Annotated in this window: 19 protein-coding genes and 3 pseudogenes; 10 read left to right on the top strand and 12 right to left on the bottom strand. The window is 70.5% G+C overall.

Features of this window, described 5'->3' with window-relative positions; all coding sequences use genetic code 11:
* Positions 1 to 22: 22 nt before the first annotated feature.
* The 3 genes from SY89_RS16615 (at position 23) to SY89_RS11030 (ending at position 927) form a co-directional block, all read left to right on the top strand.
* Positions 23 to 505, top strand: coding sequence for a DUF7344 domain-containing protein (locus tag SY89_RS16615; protein ID WP_144427193.1), 483 nt, complete (start codon positions 23 to 25; stop codon positions 503 to 505).
* Positions 487 to 642, top strand: a complete 156-nt coding sequence (locus SY89_RS17295) for a hypothetical protein (protein ID WP_189319152.1) — start codon at positions 487 to 489, stop codon at positions 640 to 642. Before SY89_RS16615 ends, SY89_RS17295 begins: the two co-directional genes overlap by 19 nt.
* Before the next feature lie 72 nt (positions 643 to 714).
* Entirely contained in the window at positions 715 to 927 is a 213-nt protein-coding gene (locus SY89_RS11030) for a Sec-independent protein translocase subunit TatA/TatB (RefSeq protein ID WP_054584253.1), read from the top strand.
* Between the two features lie 210 nt (positions 928 to 1,137).
* Here SY89_RS11030 and SY89_RS11035 read toward each other — a convergent pair whose 3' ends face one another.
* Positions 1,138 to 1,512, bottom strand: coding sequence for a 30S ribosomal protein S8e (locus tag SY89_RS11035; RefSeq protein WP_054584254.1), 375 nt, complete (start codon positions 1,510 to 1,512; stop codon positions 1,138 to 1,140).
* Between the two features lie 91 nt (positions 1,513 to 1,603).
* Here SY89_RS11035 and SY89_RS11040 point away from each other — a divergent pair, with 91 nt between their 5' ends.
* Together SY89_RS11040 and SY89_RS11045 are read left to right on the top strand one after the other, a co-directional pair.
* Positions 1,604 to 2,053: a DUF2240 family protein gene (locus SY89_RS11040; protein ID WP_054584255.1), complete on the top strand. Its 450-nt coding sequence runs from the start codon at positions 1,604 to 1,606 to the stop codon at positions 2,051 to 2,053.
* The gene (locus tag SY89_RS11045; protein WP_054584256.1) at positions 2,050 to 2,430 is read left to right on the top strand and encodes a hypothetical protein; all 381 of its coding nucleotides are present in this window, start codon (positions 2,050 to 2,052) and stop codon (positions 2,428 to 2,430) included. Before SY89_RS11040 ends, SY89_RS11045 begins: the two co-directional genes overlap by 4 nt.
* Here the strand turns inward: SY89_RS11045 and SY89_RS11050 are convergent, their stop codons facing one another.
* Positions 2,431 to 3,135 (bottom strand): 5-formyltetrahydrofolate cyclo-ligase, encoded by a 705-nt coding sequence (locus tag SY89_RS11050; protein WP_054584257.1) that lies wholly within the window; start codon positions 3,133 to 3,135, stop codon positions 2,431 to 2,433.
* A gap of 181 nt (positions 3,136 to 3,316) precedes the next feature.
* Between SY89_RS11050 and SY89_RS11055 the strand changes: the two genes are divergently transcribed.
* From SY89_RS11055 to hemG, 3 genes and pseudogenes are all read left to right on the top strand, one after another.
* Positions 3,317 to 4,240 carry a mechanosensitive ion channel family protein gene (locus tag SY89_RS11055; RefSeq protein ID WP_054584258.1) on the top strand — a complete coding sequence of 308 codons (924 nt, stop codon included), beginning with the start codon at positions 3,317 to 3,319 and terminating at the stop codon, positions 4,238 to 4,240.
* A 72-nt stretch (positions 4,241 to 4,312) separates the two neighbouring features.
* Positions 4,313 to 5,358 (top strand): annotated as a pseudogene (hemH, locus tag SY89_RS11060) (ferrochelatase).
* Positions 5,355 to 6,680: a protoporphyrinogen oxidase gene (gene hemG, locus SY89_RS11065; protein ID WP_054584259.1), complete on the top strand. Its 1,326-nt coding sequence runs from the start codon at positions 5,355 to 5,357 to the stop codon at positions 6,678 to 6,680. The pseudogene hemH and the gene hemG overlap by 4 nt, the downstream one beginning before the upstream one ends.
* An 18-nt stretch (positions 6,681 to 6,698) precedes the next feature.
* On the opposite strand, the pseudogene hemE reads toward hemG, so the two are convergent.
* The 3 genes and pseudogenes from hemE to SY89_RS11080 form a co-directional block, all read right to left on the bottom strand.
* A pseudogene (gene hemE, locus SY89_RS11070) lies at positions 6,699 to 7,710 on the bottom strand (uroporphyrinogen decarboxylase).
* Positions 7,711 to 7,768: 58 nt separating this feature from the next.
* Positions 7,769 to 8,473 carry a DUF2270 domain-containing protein gene (locus SY89_RS11075; RefSeq protein ID WP_054584260.1) on the bottom strand — a complete coding sequence of 235 codons (705 nt, stop codon included), beginning with the start codon at positions 8,471 to 8,473 and terminating at the stop codon, positions 7,769 to 7,771.
* Positions 8,474 to 8,549: 76 nt separating this feature from the next.
* Positions 8,550 to 9,590 carry a biotin--[acetyl-CoA-carboxylase] ligase gene (locus SY89_RS11080; protein ID WP_054584261.1) on the bottom strand — a complete coding sequence of 347 codons (1,041 nt, stop codon included), beginning with the start codon at positions 9,588 to 9,590 and terminating at the stop codon, positions 8,550 to 8,552.
* A gap of 249 nt (positions 9,591 to 9,839) precedes the next feature.
* On the opposite strand from SY89_RS11080, the gene SY89_RS11085 reads away from it, so the two are divergent.
* Complete coding sequence (locus SY89_RS11085; RefSeq protein ID WP_054584262.1) at positions 9,840 to 11,384, top strand: acyl-CoA carboxylase subunit beta; 1,545 nt, start codon at positions 9,840 to 9,842, stop codon at positions 11,382 to 11,384.
* Positions 11,381 to 11,689, top strand: coding sequence for a hypothetical protein (locus SY89_RS11090; protein WP_054584263.1), 309 nt, complete (start codon positions 11,381 to 11,383; stop codon positions 11,687 to 11,689). The genes SY89_RS11085 and SY89_RS11090 overlap by 4 nt, the downstream gene beginning before the upstream one ends.
* 12 nt (positions 11,690 to 11,701) lie before the next feature.
* Here SY89_RS11090 and SY89_RS17300 read toward each other — a convergent pair whose 3' ends face one another.
* The 7 genes and pseudogenes from SY89_RS17300 to SY89_RS11120 form a co-directional block, all read right to left on the bottom strand.
* Positions 11,702 to 11,878, bottom strand: a complete 177-nt coding sequence (locus SY89_RS17300; protein WP_189319153.1) for a hypothetical protein — start codon at positions 11,876 to 11,878, stop codon at positions 11,702 to 11,704.
* 40 nt (positions 11,879 to 11,918) lie between these two features.
* On the bottom strand, positions 11,919 to 12,389 hold the full coding sequence (locus tag SY89_RS11095) for an MOSC domain-containing protein (protein WP_054584264.1): 471 nt from the start codon (positions 12,387 to 12,389) through the stop codon (positions 11,919 to 11,921).
* Positions 12,390 to 12,436: 47 nt separating this feature from the next.
* Positions 12,437 to 13,669 carry an HD domain-containing protein gene (locus SY89_RS11100; RefSeq protein WP_054584265.1) on the bottom strand — a complete coding sequence of 411 codons (1,233 nt, stop codon included), beginning with the start codon at positions 13,667 to 13,669 and terminating at the stop codon, positions 12,437 to 12,439.
* 59 nt (positions 13,670 to 13,728) lie between these two features.
* Positions 13,729 to 14,933 (bottom strand): annotated as a pseudogene (locus tag SY89_RS11105) (threonine synthase).
* 53 nt (positions 14,934 to 14,986) lie between these two features.
* A complete protein-coding gene (locus SY89_RS11110) occupies positions 14,987 to 15,190 on the bottom strand; it encodes a hypothetical protein (RefSeq protein WP_054584266.1) in 204 nt (67 codons plus the stop codon).
* Positions 15,187 to 15,495, bottom strand: a complete 309-nt coding sequence (locus tag SY89_RS11115; protein WP_054584267.1) for a hypothetical protein — start codon at positions 15,493 to 15,495, stop codon at positions 15,187 to 15,189. The genes SY89_RS11110 and SY89_RS11115 overlap by 4 nt, the downstream gene beginning before the upstream one ends.
* Positions 15,471 to 17,195: an N-6 DNA methylase gene (locus SY89_RS11120; RefSeq protein WP_144427195.1), complete on the bottom strand. Its 1,725-nt coding sequence runs from the start codon at positions 17,193 to 17,195 to the stop codon at positions 15,471 to 15,473. Before SY89_RS11120 ends, SY89_RS11115 begins: the two co-directional genes overlap by 25 nt.
* Between the last annotated feature and the right edge of the window lie 299 nt (positions 17,196 to 17,494).

The following is a 17,494-nucleotide window of genomic DNA, read 5'->3' on the forward strand; positions in this document are numbered from 1 at the left end:
AAGTGGCGGAGCCAGGAACTCGATGAAAGACCAACTACTAATTCAGGACGACAACGGGGTACCGGAGACGAAGGACCGTCCTACCGAAGGGGATACGTCGCTCCAACGCGACGTCGCGTACACGCTACTAAGCAGCCGGCGCCGACGGAACGCGCTCCACGCGCTCTACGACGCCGGCGGCGAGTCGACGGTCGCCGACCTCGCCCGCCAGCTCGCTGCGTGGGAGACCGACCAGACACCAACCACGATCAGCTCCAAGGAGCGCAAGCGCGCCTACACCGCGCTCAGGCAGACCCACCTCCCGACGCTCGCGAAACACGGCATCGTTGACTACGAGGCCAACCGCGGGACGGTTCGGGTGACCGACAGGGGCGGCGGTTCCGCCCCTACCTCTGGTCCCCGGTGGAACACGGGAACCCGCTCCTCGGAGGCGTCGCCCTCGCCTGCTCGTCGATCGTCGTCGCGCTCCTCTCCTGGCTCGGCGTCGTGCCGTTCGCGCTCCTGAGCGGCTACCAGCTCGCCGGCGTCGTCACGCTCTCGTTCAGCCTCCTCGCAGTGGGGTTCTACCTCAACTACCACCCGACGCGGATGAACCGCCTCGCGAAGCGCCACGACACGGATTACGGTTGCGACGACGACTGAACGACACGTTCTCCGGCGGCGCGGCAGCGGTACCCAGTGTGTGCTTAATACCGCCCGACACCATCTGTCCCCATGGTACCACTGTTCGGCATGATACCCGGCGGCCCGGAGTTAATTATCCTCCTCGGCATCCTCGTGTTGCTGTTCGGCGCGGAGAAGGTCCCGAAGCTCGCACGCTCCAGCGGCCAGGCGATGGGCGAGTTCAAGCGCGGCCGCGAGGAGTTGAAGGACGATCTACAGGAGACCGTCGAGGAGGAACGCGAAGCGATCACGGCGAGCGACTGACCGACGAACCGCAGCTCGTTTTTCGACCGCCGAGCTCGCGGACGATCTGCCGACGGCTCCCGGCGTCTGCTATCCGGCGACGGATCGCGTCGCCGCGAGAAACCGACCACTGCATCGATAGAGGTGACAGGATCGCGCTGCCACGTCGGCACGAACAACTGCTCCAACGCGCCTCGTGGTCGAGGCAGGGCGCCTCGACCACGACAGGCCTTACTCCTCGACGACGACGGCGCTGACCTGGCCGGACTGGCCGGGTCGCGAGGTGACACGCGCCGTGCCGGCGCTGGTCTCGATGACGGCGCCCTTCGTGATGATGTTCCGTCGGACGTAGTTGACGTTCGCCGGGTTCTCGGTCACGTCCTCGATCTCGGCCTCGACGGTCTCCTCGCCGTCGGCGACCTGTGCGACGTTCGTCGAGAGCGCGCGGATCTTGCGCTCGTTCCCGCGGGCGTCGACGGTGCGGAATCGCGGCTCGGCAACCGTGGTCTCGGTGGGCTCGTTACCCAGCTGGTGGCGCTTCTTCTTTCGGGATCGGACGCGTCGCCCCCCGGTTCGCTTGCGCGGAGAGGGTCCCTGGTCTTGCATACTCCGGGGAACGGCCAGCGAGCACTTGAAGCGTTCGACTCCCGACGGCCGCTCCGCAACGCTTAGGCCCGCCGCCACTCGGCACACGAGTATGAGTCTGGAGACCACCGTCGCCGTCCCGTTCCGTCAGGAGGGGCGGGACCGACTCGGCGACGGCGAGTTCGTCGTCGCGCTCTCGCTGGATCGGGACTGGTTCTCCCCGGATCAGGCGAAACGCGTGGTCGACGTGGCGCTCGGCCGCGGGCTGCTCGAACGCGAGGACGGCGACCTGGTCGCGACGTTCGACCCCGACGGCGTCGACGTGCCCGAGGAGTTCTCCCCGGACGCCGACGTGCTGCGTGAACAGAGCGCCTTCGAGCAGGTGCTCGACCGTGTTACCGACGCCGGCGTGGAGAAACAGGCCGCCGTCGCGGGGATCAACGAACTCCAGCGCGAACTGGGGCTGACGATCGAAGCCGCCGCCGTCGTCTACGCGCGCCGGGAGGGCGTCGACGTGCGTGACGCCGCGGGTGCGGCCCGCAACTCGGTGCTGGGCGAATGAGCGCCGACCGAATCGACGACGGCCACCGGCTCGCCCAACTGCTCGCCTCGGAGCTGGAAAGCGGCGCCAGCGCCGACGCGTTCGCGGTCACCGACGCCGACCCCGACGTGGATCCCACGCCCGAGGGTGCGCTGGCGTACCGCGTGCGCGACACCACGATCGACGAGCCGATCGCGACCGTCTACGTCCAGCCCGACCGCGCCCGCGTGGAGTTCCGCGCCGCGCCCGCGGCGGTCGCCGACGCCGCGACGGCGGCGGGACTCCGCGTCCGCCCGAAAGCCGCCGAGCCGCCCCAGACCGTCGTGTTCGTCGAAGACGGCGCCCAAGTGAAGCGCGTGCTTCCGGCGTTCGAGGCCGCGCTGGCGGCGGGCGACTGATCAGGGTTCGAGCCGGGCCAGAATCGGGATCTCCGCGAGTCGCTCGTCGTCGAGTTCGTCCCAGTCGATCCCCGCGGGCTTGGCGGCCGGCGCGTCCGTCCGGATCGACCGTTCGGGCGTGCACAGCCAGTCCATCGGCACGTCCAGCGGCGTCGTCGGAACGTCGTCGTCGACCACTTGGATCTCGTGCACCGTCGTCGCCGTGGTCGTGTCATCGTCGACCAGCCCGCACTCCCGCAGGACCGCGAACTCGAGGTCGCTGTACCCCTCACCCTTCCCGACGCGGCCGCCCGCCTCGGTCACGGCGACGCTGCCGGAGACGATCAGGTCGATCGGCGCCATCCCGTCGGGGGCGACCTGCACCCCGAGCTCCGCGGAGCCGCCGATCGTCGTGGCGTGGTCGATGTCGTCGATCTCGGCGGGGTCGAGCCGCAGAAAGCAGTCCTCGTCGCGGAGCCGCGGGACGGCCATGTACACCACCTTCCCCGCCTCCAGCGCTCGCCGTCGGACGGGCCGTTGGGGCGCATCCGGGTTCGCCTTGATCACGTCCGCGGCCGCCCAGTCGTCGGTGGCCGCGAGCCGTTCGGCCGCCCGCTCGGCGCCGGCGAAGTTGGGGATCCGGCCGTGGGGCGGGAACGGAAAGCGGGCGTCGCCGCTGGCGTCCAGTTCGTCCCACACCCGCTCGCGGAGCGCTTGCTTCTCCATGTCGCCCCGTGGGAGCGCCAGTGGCTTAGCCCCCGGACGACCGCCCCGACGGCAACGCTTTTTCCGGGGCGGTGGGATGTGGAGGCGTGAACGTCGGTCAGTTCCCCGACCCGATCCGGTTCCTCGGGTCGCTCATCGATAGGGTGGCCCCCTGTTCCCCAACTGGGGGAGCTCTCCAGCCGTGAGCTTCCTGATCCTGGTGCTGTTCACGGCGTTCGGCTACGGGCTGTCTCGCTACGTCGTGCGGCTCGTCGGTCGGCAGGTCGCCAAGCGCTTCCGGCGCCAGAGCGTCGCCCAACAGATCCTCCGGCTGATCCGGGCGCTGGTCTCGCTGTTTTTCTTCCTGATCGGTGCGGGGCTGGTCGGCCTCGAACTCGGCAACATCGTGCTCTCGGTGACGGTGTTCTCGGCCGTGATCGGGATCGTGCTGGCGCCGCTGGTGGGGTCGATGGTCAACGGGCTGTTCCTGTTGGCCGACGAGCCCTACGAGATCGGCGACATGATCGAACTCCCCGACGGCACCCGGGGGTTCATCGACGACATCACCATCCGGTACACCAAGATATTCACGCTCAACAACACGTTCCTCGTGATCCCCAACGACGTGATCCGACAGGACAAGGTGACGAACCTCTCGGCGGAGGACGAACGGACCCGCCTGTCGCTCTCCGTCGAGGTGACCTACGAGAGCGACGTGGCGACCGCGCGTTCGCTCATCGAGAGCGCCGCCAGGAAGGTCGACGAAGTGATCGAGGGCGGGCCGGACATCCGGATCGGCTCGGCCCGTTACCCGGCGCGGCCCACCTGCTACATCGACGAGTTCCACGACGACGGCGTGATCCTCACGCTTCGCTACTGGGTGAACCGCCCGTACAAACTCATGAACGCCCGATCGCGCGTCCAGACGGCGATCTGGGACCAACTGGAGGAGGAGAACGTCGACGTGGAGATCGCCTACCCGCACCGCCACCTCGTGTTCGACGACACCAGCGGGGAGGCTCGGGTCGCGACCCGGGAGGCAGCCGAGCGGAAGTCCGTCGACTCCGCGGCCGTCCGCGGTGATGCCGGCGATTCGGAGACCGGCGACGCCGAGGGCGACCGCTGACCCCGTCACCGGTTCGCGCGGGCGCGCGCCCGAACCGTTACCTTTCTGCCTCGCCGGCCCCGAGTTAGGGGTATGACTACAGGGATCGCCGTGCTCAACTTCGGTGAGCCGGCCACAGCCGACCGGGCGGTCGTCGAGGACTACCTCGAACGGATCTTCTTCGCGAACATGGATATCGAGGGGAGACCACCGAAACGGCGGCCCGCGAGCGCGCCCGCACGCTGGCCGAACGTCGCGCCCCCGGCCTGATGGAGGAGTACGGCGAGATCGGCGGGTCGCCGTTGAACGCCCACGCGCAGCGACAGGCCGACCTCGTCGAGACCGAGCTCCGTGACCGCGGCTACGACGTCCAGACGTACGTCGGCTACCAGTTCATGGAGCCGTTCATCGGCGACGCCGCCGAGGCCGCCCACGAGGACGGCGTCGACCGGCTCATCGGCCTGCCGGTGTACCCGCTGTGTGGCCCCTCCACGACGGTGCAGGCCCTGGAGAAGCTCTCGAACGCGGTCGACGAGCTCGACTGGGACGTGCCGTACACCGAGATCACGGGGTACCACACCCACTCCGCGTACGCTCGCCTCCGCGCGGACAACATCCGCCAGACGCTGGATCGTGAAGGGCTCGAACTCGACGAGGACACGCGCCTGATCTTCTCGGCCCACGGGACGCCGACGTACTACCTCGACGAGGGGAGTCGCTACGTGCAGTACGTCGAGGAGTACTGCGAGATGGTGGCGGGGATGCTCGGCTACCCCGACTACGAACTCGGCTACCAGAACCACGCCAACCGCGACGTGGAGTGGACCCAGCCCGACGTGGAGGACGTCGTCGAGGAGATCGACGCCGAGCGCGTCGTCGTCGACCCGACGAGCTTCATGCACGAACAGAGCGAGACCCTCGGCGAACTCGACGAGGACCTCCGCGAGGACGCCGAGGAGGCGGGGCTGGGGTTCACCCGCGTGCCGGTGCCCTACGACGACGAGCGGTTCGTCGGCCTGCTCGCCGACCTCACCGAGCCGTTCATCGCCGACTTCGACCCGGATCTCTACGGCCTCCAGCAGTGTAAGTGCCGGCCGGAGCCGAACGCGATGTGTCTGAACGCCCGACGCAACGAATGAGCGACACCACCGCCGCGGCCGACGACGCCGACCCCAGCGTCGCGATCGTCGGGGGCGGGTTCACCGGCCTCTCGACGCTGCACGCCCTCGCCGAGCGCGGCGTCGACGCCGCCGTCTACGAGGCGACCGACGAGGTCGGCGGCGTCATCAAGAGCCGCGAGATCGAGGGGAAACTGCTCGAAGTCGGCCCCCAGCGCCTGCGGATGACCGACGCGATCCGGGCGATGGTGACCGATCTCGACATCGCCGACGAGGTGGTCACGGTCGACGACGACCTGCCGCTGTTCGTCTACGCCGACGGGAAGCTCAGGGAAGTGCCGCGGTCGCTGTCGGCGTTCCGCCGCACGGATCTGCTGTCGGTGCGGGGGAAACTGCGGCTGCTGGCCGAACCCCTGACGGACCCGATCGGCCCCGACGAGTCCGCACAGGACGCGTTCATCCGGAAGTTCGGCGCCGAAGCGTACACGAACCTGCTCTCGCCGATCTTCGGCGGCACGTACGGCTCCGATCCGGCGGCGATGCCCGCCGAACACGCGCTGAAGCCGATGATGGGCCTCGAGCGGCAGAAAGGGAGTCTGCTGCGGGCGGCGCTCTCCCGACTGGTGTTCTCGGAGGAGGAGACGCCCCCGGCCGCGAGCTTCGAGTCGGGGCTCCAGCGGCTCCCGTCGGCGCTGGCCGAGGCGTACGCGGATCGGGTCCAGCGGGAGACACCGGTGACCGGCATCGAACGCGCGGGGTCCGGCGCCGACGGCGAGTGGCTCGTCCACACCGAGGACGGGAGCCAGCGCGTCGACCACGTCGTGGTGACGACGCCCGCCGACACCACCGCCGACATCGTCGAGGGCGTCGACGCCGAGAGCGCGGCCGCGCTCAGGGAGTTCAACTACAACCCGCTGGTGCTGGTCCACCTGGAGAGTGCGGCCCGCGCCGACGGGTTCGGCTACCAGGTGCGCCGAACCGAGCCGATGCGCACGCTGGGCGTCACCTGGAACACGAGCCTGTTCGACCGCGACGGCGTCTACACCGCCTTCCTCGGCGGGATGCACGATCCCGAGGCGATCAAGCGCGACGACGAGACGCTGGGCGAGACGGCGGCCGAGGAGTTCCGGCGCGTGATGGGCGTCGACGCCGAGGTGCTCCACGTCGAACGCATGCCGCGAGCGTTCCCGGCCTGGGACGACTCCTGGGCGGCCATCGAGCGCGTGGATCTGCCGGAGGGTATCACGCTCGCGACGAACTACACCGGGCGAATGGGGCTCCCCTCCCGGGTTCGCGAGGCGCGCCGGCTGGCGGGGGAGCTCTCGAACTCGATCAGCGAGTAGCCGGCGCGTCGGTCCGACTTACTCCCACTCCCAGTTTTTCGCCGTCTCGACGAACGCCTCGACACCCTCGATCGGCGTGTCGCGGTTGACGCCGTGGCCCAGGTTGAGGATGTGTCCCGCCGGCCCCGCCGCCTCGATGATCTCCGCGGTCCGCTCGCGGACGGTGTCGGGGTCGGCGAACAACAACGACGGGTCGAGGTTGCCCTGGACGGGCCGCTCGCCAAGTTCCGTCCGCGCGGTCGCCATGTCGACGGTCCAGTCGAGTGCGATCACGTCGGCGCCGGTGGCGTCGAGACTCTCGAGGCGCCCCCCATGTTCCGGACGAACTCCACCGTCGGGAGGTCGACGCTTTCCACGATCTCGCGGTGGAGCGGCAGTACGTACTCCGCGTAGTCGGCGGGGGCAACACGCCGGCGTACGTGTCGAACAGTTGGACCGCGTCGGCGCCGTGGTCGGCCTGCATCTGGAGGTACTCGGCGACCACGTCCGCGAAGCGCGCCATCAGTTCGCGGAACGCGTCGGGGTGGCGGGCGCGGAACTTCCGAACCGCCTTCCGGCCGCGGTCCGGGCCGCCGGCGACGACGTAGGAGGCGAGCGTGAACGGGCCGCCGGCGAACCCCAGGACGGCGTCCTCGTCGGCGACGCTCTCGGCCAGGCGGTCAAGCAGGTCGGCGACGAACGACAGCTCCTCGCGCACGTCGCCGCGGCGGCGGGCCACGTCGTCCGGCCCCTCGACGGGGTTCTCGATCACCGGACCCACGCCGGACTCGATGTGGTAATCGAACCCCAGCGGTTCGAGGCAGGTGAGGATGTCCGAGAACATCACGACGCCGTCGACGCCGTAGCGCTCGTACGGCTGGAGCGTGATCTCCTCGGCGACTTCGGGCGTCTCGATCGCCTCGCGGAACGAGTACTGTTCGCGGAGGTCGCGGTACTCGGGCAGGTGGCGGCCGGCCTGTCGCATCAGCCAGACGGGCGGGCGCTCGGTGCGCTCGCCGCGGGCGGCGCGGACGAGCAGCGGATCGGTCATAGTGGGGTTCGGCGGGTCGGGGTTAGTGCGTTTCCGTTCGGGCTGTCCGATCGCGGGACTACTTCCACTGCTCCACGTCGGGTTCCGACTGGAGTTCGCCCTTGGCCTGCCGGCCGTGCGGCCAGAACGTGAGCAGCAGCACGCTGCCGTAGAACACGCCGACGCCGAGGAGCACGGCCACGCCCGGAAGCGCACCGACAGTTGCCGCTCGAACGAGACTCGTGAAGCTCCCGAACACGGTCAGGCGGACGGCCCACGCGCCGACCAGCACGGAGATCAGCGGGAAGTACACCCGGCGGAGCCGGCGGGAGGTGGCCTCGAACCCCGAGATCTTGATCGTCGGCTCGCGCAGGTCCTCGCTCAGCAGTTCACGCCAGTTGGACTGGACGGCGCCGTCGGGGTCGAGCGCGTTCGCGAACACGTTCTCTTCGAGGAGCCGGAGCCGGGAGCGCCAGATGTCGTACACCCGGTAGCGCCGCACCTCGATCCAGAGGAAGATCATCACCATCGCCATCCCGATGAGCAGGATGTAGTGGGGCCGTGAATCGGCGGAGAACGCCCAGGTGAGCAGCGTCGCGGTCACGACGACGGCCCAGTTGGTCGTCCGGTCGATCCGGGTCCGCCAGGCGCTCATCCGGGAGAGCTCCCCGCGGTAGCTGTGCCCCATCAGCGAGAGGAAGTCGGACCGGTCGGTGGCTGCCTCCCCGGCGATCTCGCGTTCCTCCGGGGACTCCGGGTCGAAATCGGGCGGGATGTCGGTCACTCGCGAAGCTACACCCGCCGCCTGTATAAGCGTGTGACACCAGCCCACGCGGATCTATCGGGGCGAGTCGCCCCCCTCAGATCGGGCGCAGGTGCTCGCAATCCCCCGCCGTCACGCGCTCGCGCTCGCCGTCGTCGGTCTCGACGAGCAGCGCGCCGGGGAAGGTCACGTCGACGGCCTCGCCGACGATCTCGCCGCCGGGCGTGTCGACCCGCACGCGCTGGCCGAGCGTCGCCGCGTGCTCGCGCCAGGCGTCGAGGACCGAGTCGGGATCGCTGCGGAGATCGTCGAACGTCTCCAGGAGGCGCTGGGTGAAGGCGCGGCGGTCGACCGGCTCGCCGCGCTCGATCTGGAGCGACGTGGCCCCCTCGGGAAGTGAATCGGCAGCCACGTTGGCGTTGATCCCGATGCCGGCGATCAGCCACGCCACGCGGTCGGCCTCGCCCTCCATCTCGGTGAGGATCCCACAGAGCTTCTTCCCGCCGCGTTCGCCCGACCCACCCAACACGTCGTCGGACGAGTCCGACTGGCTCTCGTTCGCCGGGTCGCCGGCGGCTTCGCCGCCGCCTGCAAGCGGAACCTCCGGTTCCGCCCTGCTCACGAGAACGTCGTTTGGCCACTTGATCCGCGCGTCGACGCCGGCCTCCCGCGCGGCGCGAGTCACGGCGACCGCGGCCGCGAGCGTGTAGATCGGCGCGTGGGCCGGCGGCACGTCCGGGCGGAGCAGCAGCGAGGTGTAGATCCCGCCCGGCGGGCCGGTCCAGCCGCGGTCGAGCCGCCCGCGGCCGGCGGTCTGCTCGTCGGCGACGACCGCCACGTCCTCGTGGCCTTCGGTGGCCAGTTCGCGAGCGCGCTCGTTCGTCGAGCCGATGCTGTCGTGGAACTCGACGGCGAAGCCAGCATCCAGCCCGAACTCGATCGCGGCGCCGCCGAACTCGGGCACGTCGGTCACGCGGTAGCCGTCGTCGGTGCTCTCGATCCCCCAGCCCTCCTCACGCAGCGCCTCGACCTGCTTCCAGACCGCGGCGCGGGAGACGCCGAGGCGCTCCGCGAGTGCGGGGCCGGCGACGGGGCCCGCCGCGAGCGCGTCGAGGAGTGCGCGGCGCGTGTCAGTCATGGGTGCGGCTGGGGTCGGCGGGGTAAAGCGGCGATGATGTCGGTCGACCGGAGCCCCGATCCGGGATCGCCGATCGTTCGACAGGTGACGTACCCGTCGTCGGACCCTGGTTCGCGGGGGCTCCGTTCCCCGCTCGGTTCTCGGGGGAGTCCGCCTCCGCACCACGTTCGGGGTCGCTCCATCGTTCGGAATCCTTTTGCGGCACGTGGGCGACCCTCCGACAATGACTGCAGGTGGTCCACAGTGACGATGGAGGACCGCATCGAGGAACTCCGAGAGAAGCGCGAAGAGGCCCTGAAAGGTGGGGGCGAAGCGCGTATCGAGCGCCAGCACGAGAAGGGGAAGATGACCGCTCGCGAGCGGATCGACTACTTCCTCGACGACGGCACGTTCACGGAGTTCGACCAGTTCCGAACCCACCGCAACCACAAGTTCGGGATGGAGGAGAAACAGCCGTACGGCGACGGGGTCGTCACGGGCTACGGCGAAGTCAACGGCCGGAAGGTGTTCGTGTTCGCCCACGACTTCACGGTGCTGGGCGGCTCGCTCGGCGAAGTGTTCGCCGAGAAAGTCACGAAGGTGATGGACAAGGCGATGCAGGTCGGCGCCCCCGTCGTCGGCCTCAACGACTCCGCGGGCGCCCGGATCCAGGAGGGCGTCGACGCACTCGGCGGGTTCGCGGAGATCTTCCGCCGGAACCAGGAGGCCTCCGGCGTCGTCCCGCAGGTGTCGGCGATCATGGGCCCCTGTGCCGGCGGCGCGGTGTACTCCCCGGCGATGACCGACTTCACGTTCATGGTGAAGGACACGAGCCACATGTTCATCACCGGCCCCGACGTGGTCGAGACGGTCACCGGCGAGGAGGTGACGTTCGAGGAGCTCGGCGGCGCCGTCACTCACGCCTCCACCTCCGGCGTCGCGCACTTCGCCGAGGAGAGCGAGGAGGACGCGCTCGACAACATCGCGCGCCTGCTCTCCTACCTCCCGCAGAACAACGTCGAGGACCCGCCGCGAGTCGATCCCTGGGACGACCCCGAGCGCGCCGACGAGTCGCTCAACCAGGTCGTGCCGGACGAACCCCGCAAGCCATACGACATGCACGACGTGCTCACGTCGGTCGTCGACGAGGGCTCGTTCTTCGAGGTGCACGAGGAGTTCGCGAAGAACCTCGTCACCGGGTTCGCCCGGATGGACGGCCGCTCGGTCGGCGTGCTCGCGAACCAGCCCCGAGTCAACGCCGGCACGCTGAACATCGAGGCCAGCGAGAAAGGCGCCCGCTTCATCCGCACCTGTGACGCGTTCAACGTGCCCGTCCTGACGTTCGTCGACGTGCCCGGCTTCATGCCCGGCACCGACCAGGAGCACAACGGGATCATCCGCCACGGCGCGAAGCTGCTGTACGCCTACTGCGAGGCGTCGGTCCCGCTGCTGACGACGATCACCCGGAAAGCGTACGGCGGCGCCTACGACGTGATGGCCTCGAGCCACGTCGGCGCCGACGTGAACTACGCGTGGCCGACCGCGGAGATCGCGGTGATGGGCCCCCGCGGCGCGGTGAACATCCTCTACAGCGACGAACTGGAGGCGGCCGACGACGCCGAGGCGCGCCGGGAGGAGCTCATCGACGAGTATCGCGAGGAGTTCGCCAACCCCTACACCGCCGCCGACCGCGGCTACGTCGACGACGTGATCGAACCGCCGGAGACTCGCGCGCGCCTGATCTCCGACCTGGAGATGCTGCAGGGCAAGCGCGAGCAGACGCCCCAGAAGAAACACGGCAACATCCCGATATGACCGACGCGGAGTCGGGCGACCCGGCTGCGGGCGAGTCGGCGGCGGGCCTCGTCGACCGCCTCGATCTCCCGGACGACGCCGACGCGGCGGAAGCCGCGGCCATCGCTGCTGCGGTCTCGGCCCACATCCGGGATCAGGAGGCTGCGGCGGCCGCCGCCGCGGCCGAACGCGAGGGGGAAAGCTGGCAGGACAAGCGCTGGGGGTTCGCAGGTCGCGTGGAGTCACTCCAGCGCCGGACGGTCAGAGTCCGGGACGGCACGCCCACCGACGCCTGGAGCGCCGCGGGCCGTGCGGATCGACTCTGAGTCGGCTTTTCCTCAGTCACCGAAGTAGAGGTACGCCCGCGGGGCGACGATGCCGAGCAGGATGACGATCCCGAAGGCGATCCACTCCGGTACGTCCGTGAGCACGGCGACACCGACGCCGAGCACCGCCGCGACGACCGCGAAAACGAGGCGGACACGGATCTCCCGGTCGAAGTCGAGTTCGCTCATGGCCACTCTCAACGGGCCGGGCCCCTGAACGCGTCGGTCGCTACTCGCTCGCCACGACGGCGTCGCCGACGGCGATCTCTCCGCCCTCGACGACTGCACACCGCAGGCCGCCGCGGTGGACCAGCGCCTCCTGGACGCCCTTCTCCTCGAGTTTCCGTTCGAGATACGTGCAGGGCTCACAGAGTTCGGTCCCCTCGACGACCGCGTCGCCGACGCGGAACCGCTCGCCGAGCAGGCGGTTCAGGCCGATCCCCCGAACCGTGAGGTTTCGCCGGTGGGCGCCGGGCTCGAACGCCACGTCGTACTCCGCCTCGGCCTGTTCGATCGCTTCGGCCTCGATCAGCGTCACGTCCTGCTTGCTGCTCTCCCCCTCGCCGGAGAACGTCCCCTCGTTCTCGAAGTAGCGATCACCCTGCAGCCCCTTCCCGACGACGGCGTCGACGGACTCCCGCTGTTCCGGCGGGGCGCCCGCCTCGTCGGCGACGTGCACGTACTCGACGGTTCCGGTCATGCTCTCGGGTCGGTACTGGCGGTCAATAAGCGCGCGGGTGGCGGCGACTACTCGGCGCTGACGAACTCGTCAAGCGTCGACGCCCGACCGCGGCGCTCGCTCACCAGCGCTCCCTGCACGTCCAGATCCAGTCGGTCGACCGCCTCGCGGCCGACGCGTTCGGTCGCCGTCCCGACGGTGTAGACGCCGAGGCGCCACTGCTGGTACTGGGCGGTCCGGAGCGCCTTCACCAGCGGGGACTGCCGGCCCAGCCGACGGATCTCGTCGCCGACCATCACCCGGCTCGTGGATTCGGTCATCGACGGCTCCGCCGGCACGTCGACGAGCACCTCCCGCGGGTCGAGATCGCAGGCCGCCGCGATCTCGGCCTCGAGCGTCCGGACCTCCTCGTGGTCGGCGTCCAACAGCCAGTCCGGCACCCCGCCCAGCTCCGCCCAGACCGCGCGCTTGTACAGGTCTCGCTCGGCGTAGCGCCGGGCGAACTCGGCGGTCTCCTCACAGAGCCGCAGTGCGACGATGAGGCCGTGGTCGTCCATCCGCCGGAGCTCGGTGGCGGTCAGCTCCGGATCGCTCCGGAGCAGTCGTTCGGCCGCGCTGCGGAGCATCGCCTTGCTGATCCGGGCGACGTGGTGGGAGTAGACGGTGGGGTTCATCAGCGCTCGAGCGACGAGCAGCGACTCGGCGCTCTGGACGTTCCCCGGCGCGAGCACGAGTTCGCCGTCGACGAACCGCAGCGCCCGCACCAGTCGGCCGGGATCGATCGTCCCGTACGGAACTCCGGTGTGGTGGGCGTCCCGGACGAGGTAGTCCATCCGGTCCACGTCGAGTTCGCCCGAGACCAACTGGCCGTACTGCCCCTCGCCGGCGACCAGCCCGGCGACCCGCCCGGGGTCGAGGCCGTTCGCCCGCAGCACGTCGCCGACCTGCCCCTCGGCGAGCAGGTCCGCGACGTCGTCGTGGTACTTGCCGGTTTTCCGGTGGGTCAGCGACTCGATGTTGTGCGAGAACGGGCCGTGGCCCACGTCGTGTAGCATCGCCGCCGCGCGGACGCGCTCGGCGTCGATACCGTCGACCGCCATCTGGTCGAGCGCCTGTTCGGCGAGGTGGTAGACGCCCAGCGAGTGCTCGAAGCGGGTGTGGTTCGCGGAGGGGTAGGCCAACTGCACCGTCCCCAACTGCTTGATGTGGCGAAGCCGCTGGACTGCGGGGGTGTCCAGCAGGTCGGCGGCGACCCCCTCCACCTCGATGTGATCGTGGACGGAGTCCTTGATCGTGGTCATACGCCGGCTTTCGGCGGCATCCGGTAAAAATGACGGCAGCCTGGGCCCACGTGGCGCCCCTACTCGGCCTCGAACTCCCGCTCCCCGAGGTGGCTGCGCAGCGTGTCCACGTCCTTGTTCCCGGCGCCGGTGTTCAGGAGCACCACCGTGTCTTCGCCGCCGAGCTCGCCCGATTCCGCCAGGTCGAACGCGCCCGCGGCCGCCGCGGCGCAGGTCGCGCCCATCTCCACGCCCTCGGTCCGGGCGATCTCGACGGCGGCGTCGAGAATCGCCTCATCGCTCGCCGCGACGGCGCCGCCGCCGCTCTCTTCGAGCGCGTCGAGGATCATCGGGCTCGCCCCCGGGTCGGGGACGGCGATCCCGTTGAGCACGGTCGAGATGTTCTCGTCACCCCACGCCTCGTGGGCCGACTTGCCTTCGTCCCACGCCCGCACCACGGGCGCGCAGCCGGCGGCCTGGGCGGCGTACATCCCCGGCAGGTCGTCGATCAAGCCGAGGTCGCGGAACTCCGTCGCGCCCTTGTGCATGCCGACGAGGCCGACGCCGCCGCCGGTCGGGTAGACCACCGCGTCCGGGACCTCCCAGTCGAGCTGTTCGACGGTCTCGTACAGCATCGTCTTCTTCGTCTCGTGGCGGTAGGGGGTGACGAACGTCTTCGTCGAGTACCAGTCCTCCTGCTCCATCCGCTCGGCGTAGCCGGCGCCCGCGTCGGTGATCTCCCCCTCGACCACGTGGAGTTCGCCGCCGTGGACCTCGACCATCGCCTTCTGGGTGTAGCCCGCGCGCTCGGCCAGCCAGACGTGGGCGTCCATGTCCGCGCGGGCGGCGTAGGCGGCCGCGGCCTGCCCGGCGTTCCCGGCGGTGTTGAGCGCGATCGTGTCGGCGCCGTGCTGGGCCGCGGCCGTCACCGCGCCCGTCTGGCCGCGGTCCTTGAACGTCCCGGTGGGGTTGTGCCCCTCGTCTTTGATGTACACCTCGCCGACGCCCATCGCGTCGGCGAGCGCGGGGCACTCGACCAGCGGCGTCGCCCCCTCACCGATCGAGACCGCGGCCTCGCGGGGAACGGCAACAGCGCGTCGTAGCGCCACAGCGAATCGAACGGCTCGGCCGCGAACGTCTCCCGGCTCACGTCGACGGCGTCGTAGTCGTAGGCGGGGTCGAGGATGCCGCCACAGTCCGGACAGCGGTGGGTCGCCGTCTCGGCGTCGAACCGCTCGCCGCAGTCGATGCAGTCCAACCCGACGAACGCGTCAGTCGTCTCCATACCCCGGGCTGGGTGCGCCACGGGTAATGGGTTGTGCGATGCGGCAAGGTGTGTCACTCCTCGGCGGGCGAGGGAGGCCGTTCGAGCATCGCGTCGGCCTCAGCCGCGTCTGGCGCCGTCGCCGACGGCTCGTCCGCAGCGAACGCCCACGCGTCCGCGGTGAGCCGCCCACAGTCGACCGACCGCACCTCGACGGGCATCGCCCCGTCGACGGTGGCGTCACAGACGAGGTCGAGTTCGACGAGCACGGTCGTCATCGGCGGGGGTCGTCGCCGGGCGCGGCCGGCAGCGAGCGCGAGAGCAGTTCCGCGGGCGTCGTCGCGTCGTCCGTCCCCGGGCGGACCAGCCCCTCGCGGACGAGGTCGAGAAACGTCGGCGTGACGCGGGCGTACGTGAACGCGTCCGCGGCCGGGCCCGCGTCGCGCTCGGCGGCGACGAACAGCGGCATCGCGCCGGTTCCGGTGTCGAACTCGACGAGCTCACGCAGTCGGAACGACGCCGCCAGCCGCGAGCGCGCGTCGGCGGCCGCCTCGGCAGTCAGCAGGCTGCCGTCGACGGCCATCGAGAGCCGCCCGCAGGGAGCCAGCCACTCGCCGGCCCGGTCCAGAAACAGCGTCGATCGGTCGGCCACGCCGGTCGCGGTTTCGCCCCCTCGACCGGTCCGGACGCGCCCTCGGGAGCCCCTGTCGGCGCGTCGCTCACGACGAAGCCGAACCCCTCGCGGGATCGTACCGTGGCGGCCTGCTCGCGGCGACGGGCCCGGTCGCCGTGTGCCGCGCCGGTGTACTCCCCCCGCCCGGACTGGAGCGCGTCGGCGCGATAGACGCCGAAGCGGCCGAGCGAGAACTCGTCGTCGGCCGCGGCCGCGTCGCTGTGCACGTCGATGGTTCGGAGCAACAGCCGACTCTCCGTGAGGTGGACCGCGTACGGGTGGCGGTCAATCCCGTGGATCCGGTCGCGAACGGTCGACAGCGTCGCCGCGGCCGTCGCGTCGGTCCGGGCGAGACGGTCGAGCAGGCGGTCGGCCGCGCCGACCAGCAGGCTCCCGTCACCGCAAGCGGGGTCGAGCAGGTCCGCGTCGGCGTCGTCGATCGTCGCGTCGGCCGTGTACCCCGCGCGATCGAGCAACAGCCCGGCCGTCGACGGCCGCGTCGCGCCACGGACCAGCCGCGCGTCGGCGTCGAGATGTGCCTCGAACGCCTCGGTGAGTTCGCGGGCGGAGAGGTCGCTCACGTCGATGGCCGCGAGCGCCGACACCGCGTCGGCGAACGCGTCGGCCACGTCGGCTTCGAACACCCACGCGAACGTGCCGTCGTCGGTCGCGCCCGCGCTCACCCCGGCGAGCTCCTCGCGGACCGCACGCACCATGTCGGTGGCGTCGCGCTCGGCGTGCTCGGCCTGATCGGCCCAGAACTTGCGGTAATCGCCGAGGTCGCCGGCGAGCCCGCGGTCGGCGGCGACGCGTGCCAAAAGCAGCGTGTCCAGCGCGACCGCGGCCGACTCGACGGCGAACCGGTCGGCGGCGGCCGCCTCGTCGTCGGCGTCGACGACGCGACGCCAGCGGGCGAAGCCGGCTTCGAGCCGGCGGGCGGTCGCGTACGCCTCGCGGAGCTCGAACAGGTCTGCACGGAGATCCGTCACCGCCGGCTCGTTGCCGGCGGCTTTCGCCGCCTCGATCCGCGCCTCGATCTCGGCTTCGCGGTCGGCGAACTCCTGGATACGGTGGGTGAGCTGGTCGAACGCGTCCGAGACCGCTGGTCGCAGGATCTCGGCGAGCAGCTCCGTCAGCGTCTCCGCGAGCGACGACGGCGTGGCCGCGGCCGGCGACTCGTCCGTCGTCGCGAGCCCGCCGAACGTCGGCTCGGCGTCGGCGCCGGCCGACCCCTCGGGCGCCGACGAGACGGCGTCGCGCTGGAGCGCGGTGAGTTTCGCGAAGGAGAGCTGCTGGCCGGGCGTGAGCGCCTCCGCGATCGAGCGATCGCCCACGCGCTCGACGGTCGCCCGGAGGTCGATCTCGGTGAGTTCGCGGGTGGCGACGCCACGGCGCTCGGTGGCGTCGGGGTGGCCGGGCTGGGCGCGGGCGAGCACGACCAGGCGGTCACGGTTCGTCGCGACGGCGTACCGCGCCGCGGGCTCGGCGTCGAGCGCGTCGAGCGCCCGCCGGCGGGCGGCCCGGATGTCGTCGCCGGGGGCGCCGCGGCGAGCACGACCGCCGGCTGCCCGTCCTCGTCGACGAACGTGACCTCGCGCCACTGCTCGCACTGGGAGTAGGCGATGTCGTCGTAGCCGAGCACGTCGCCGAACAGCTGCCGGACCAGAAGCGGCACGTAGTCCGCGGCCTCGACCGCGGCCGAGCGACCGAACAGCTCCCGAACGCCGTCGATCGCGCGGAAAACGAACCCGCCTCGCGTCCGTGTGCGTGTCATGGCCTGGCCCGAGTTGTCGGAGCCACGTGTCGGATTGACTTAATCCCGCGGGTCCGGCGGGCGCGAGAAGCCGACTGCCACTGGCGGCAGAGTTAGGTAGACACAGCCACACATAATCACCGTGTACGAGCGTTC

This window comes from Halolamina pelagica (assembly GCF_001307315.1).
Classification (GTDB): domain Archaea; phylum Halobacteriota; class Halobacteria; order Halobacteriales; family Haloferacaceae; genus Halolamina; species Halolamina pelagica_B.